Raw genomic sequence first — 3,099 nt, forward strand, 5'->3', positions numbered from 1 at the left:
ATGTATGATAAAATTCTTCTTCAACATATAAATTATTAAGTTTATTTAAATTTAATGGGCTTATAATTGACGCAATAAAATATCCATTTAATTTTAATTTTGTATTTCCATTTTCGATTTCTATAGTTGGATCTATCTGCTCATAATTTTTAAATATATCGTCAATGACTTTTATGTTTTCATTTAACTGATTAGTATCTAATTTTAATACATTCGCATTATCGTAATTGAAAATCCCCTTTTCCATAGCGCACCTCTTAATAAAATATTTAACAAAATATATTTTATACTCCGCAACCATTTAGAGCAACTATATATACAATAATTAAAATATTTTATTTCGTTTATTTAAGTAAAATAATATTTTACACAATGTTAAAACGGTATTTGTAGTATGAAAATCAATAACAACATAGATTAAATTTTATGATTGATACGACTCTCTATACAGATGGTATAACTACACTCGTTCCACTTATAAGGATTGTTACGTCATAATTATGTTTACGAAAGATAAGCCAATTCAATTTAATTTCAAATTCTTCTACCGCACAATTTAATTTTATTGTATGATGTATTTAAAATGATTGTTTTACGCATGTCATTTTAAAATGAAAATTGGAGGTGTAATTTTGACTAGAACTTATAATATTATTGGTATCCTTTCTTGTCTTATATCTTTTATTATTATGGCGTTACCAATGATTTGGTACACAGCTTCAGCATTATGGTTCTTCCCAGGTGCAATCATGATATTGTTGTTATCTTTAGTCATTGTTTTTTGCTATATTAAAACGAAAAATCAATTACATTTATTACTAATCGTATTAAATATTATTATATTGCTTTTTTTCAGTTTGCCGTTGTTACTTTCATAACTTAGTAACACATTATAAAAGCCAATCAAACGGAGTGTTGAAGTCAACATTTCCCATTGATTGGCTTTTAATTTTATCTTTTGGATATCACATAGATGCTACTTTTCTATACTGTTCTAAATCTATTATTTCGTCACATTGATTTGCAATAGCCATATCATGTGTTGCTAAAATCAGCACTTTATTTTCATCGACCAAATCAAATAATGATTGAATAATCATCTGTCCTGTTTTAGGATCTAACGCACCCGTTGGTTCATCAGCTAACATAACAATCGGATCTTTTAACATCATTCTAATTAAAGCGACACGTTGTTGTTCACCTCCACTTAGCGTATGAACTTTTCTTTTTAAACTGTTTGACAGACCAAACTGTTCTATATAACGTATCTTTAATTGTTCTTTTTCTTTCTTACTTATTTTTTTATATGCTAATCCAATATCTAAATTTTCATTTACTGTCAAATTATCGATTAATCCATAATTTTGAAATAAATATCCTAATTTATCTCTGTAAAAATTAGATTTAAATTGTTCTAATTGACCATTAAAATAGACATATTGTTTCCCCGTTTTTTCAAGTCCAGCAATAGTATTTAATAATGTAGATTTACCGCATCCACTTTTACCAATAAGTGCATATGATTTTCCACATTGAAATTTCAAATTAAGTTTCTTCAAAATATGTGTATTACCTTTTTGTATGGTTAAATCTTTTAATTCTATCATTCTTGTCTTACCTCTTTTGGTGTATCCTCTTTTTCAACATATGTGATCGATATGACATATTGCCCTTTATGCTTTATTTCGACATACGTTCTACTAGGTGAAAATCCATTAAATGTTAATTTATAATCAAGCTTTTCCCCTCTTTCACTATAAGCCGTAATATTAACATATTGTTGCGTACCTTTTGGCACTTTGGCATAACTATACTCCGTTTTTAAGAAAGGATTAAAACGATCAAGTATAGGATGATGTATGATTGTAAAAGCAATAGTAATGGATACGATTAATCCTAATAATATTGCAATGATATATTTCATAGTTAAAACTCCTTGATAACTTCATTAAAACGTCGGCCATGATAGTATAGGCTGCAAATCTGCAATAATATTTGAACAACAATAATCGTTGCAAATATCATCATTATATACTGAGAATGTAAAATTACATTCGTCAATATTCCAATAAAAACAACAACTATATTATTTATTAATAAGTATTGGTAATTGGCTCTTAATGTTGAATAACCAAATAGCTTTTTGATTACGAGTAATTTTCGATGTTGTTCAAAATAATATTTCACATCAAATAAAATAATAATTATTAAAATGATTGCGATAATGATTTGTGAAAAGTTGAGTACTGTTAATTTCAAATTGTTTTCATGATACATTTCCATCACGCTATCTTTATAATTGGTTATTCCACTGATTTCCCCATCAAGATGATACTTTTCAATATTTTTTACTAGCGCGTCATAATTTTTGAATAAATACCCGCCTTGACTGATCATGGCATAATAAAAATCATTCGATAAATCTGATGCCTGAACATTCACAATGATTGGCGCCTCTATAAATGACAAATGGCGACTATCTCGTGCATCAAATGTAAAAATTCGATAATCATTTTTGTTGATAAACTGTATAGATAACTTACTCTCTTTATTATTTTTATTTTGTACAAATTCAAACCATGAATGATATGCTTGATTGATTTCATTACGCATTGCATGAAACTTTTGTGGAATAATTACTTCGACATTATTTTTTTGATTTTTTATTGGAATATCAGGTTGAAACTGCTTGTGATAAATCGACCAAAACTGATTATTTACTAATATTACATTCCCCTCATCAGGTGAAAAGTTGTCATTGTCAACGGAGTCACCCTTTGGTTTGAATAAAATCGCATTATTTTCTGCTTCACTAGCCTTTACTAATTGTTCTGATCGCACCATATTATCAATCAAACTTTGTTTTGTTTCGTGATAAGGTGCAAATTCAATCGTGTAATAATCATCTAATACATTCCAATATTTCTCAGTTTCTTTTATTTTATTCAAATCTTTAATAACACTAGTATTTTCTATCATTACATTAGCTATTAGTACTAAGAGAATACTTTTACAAACTGTATTAATAAAACGAATTGTTTTAAAGTGCTGCTTACCTTTAATCATATTAGCAATATTTAAATTTAGTAACATTAAGAA

Annotated in this window: 5 protein-coding genes; 1 reads left to right on the forward strand and 4 read right to left on the reverse strand. The window is 27.3% G+C overall.

The annotated features are described in order from the left end of the window. A partial coding sequence (locus IDG66_RS11930) for a hypothetical protein (RefSeq protein ID WP_206172201.1) occupies window positions 1-247 on the reverse strand: 247 nt, incomplete at its 3' end. A gap of 340 nt (window positions 248-587) precedes the next feature. On the opposite strand from IDG66_RS11930, the gene IDG66_RS11935 reads away from it, so the two are divergent. Further along, window positions 588-878: a hypothetical protein gene (locus IDG66_RS11935; RefSeq protein ID WP_001795266.1), complete on the forward strand. Its 291-nt coding sequence runs from the start codon at window positions 588-590 to the stop codon at window positions 876-878. Between the two features lie 87 nt (window positions 879-965). Here the strand turns inward: IDG66_RS11935 and IDG66_RS11940 are convergent, their stop codons facing one another. The 3 genes from IDG66_RS11940 to IDG66_RS11950 form a co-directional block, all read right to left on the reverse strand. After that, a complete protein-coding gene (locus IDG66_RS11940) occupies window positions 966-1,607 on the reverse strand; it encodes an ABC transporter ATP-binding protein (RefSeq protein WP_000571184.1) in 642 nt (213 codons plus the stop codon). Next, window positions 1,604-1,924 (reverse strand): YxeA family protein, encoded by a 321-nt coding sequence (locus IDG66_RS11945; protein WP_000873930.1) that lies wholly within the window; start codon window positions 1,922-1,924, stop codon window positions 1,604-1,606. Before IDG66_RS11945 ends, IDG66_RS11940 begins: the two co-directional genes overlap by 4 nt. 2 nt (window positions 1,925-1,926) lie before the next feature. Next, window positions 1,927-3,099: DUF1430 domain-containing protein (locus IDG66_RS11950; protein WP_206172202.1), on the reverse strand; the 1,173-nt coding region annotated here is incomplete at its 5' end.

This window comes from Staphylococcus sp. EG-SA-18 (genome assembly GCF_017151825.1).
GTDB classification, from domain to species: Bacteria; Bacillota; Bacilli; order Staphylococcales; family Staphylococcaceae; genus Staphylococcus; species Staphylococcus aureus.

Excerpts from the sequence above, each read along its gene's own strand:
- IDG66_RS11940 (WP_000571184.1), bottom strand. The coding sequence starts at position 1,607 with ATGATAGAATTAAAAGATTTAACCATACAAAAAGGTAATACACATATT.
- IDG66_RS11945 (WP_000873930.1), bottom strand. The coding sequence starts at position 1,924 with ATGAAATATATCATTGCAATATTATTAGGATTAATCGTATCCATTACT.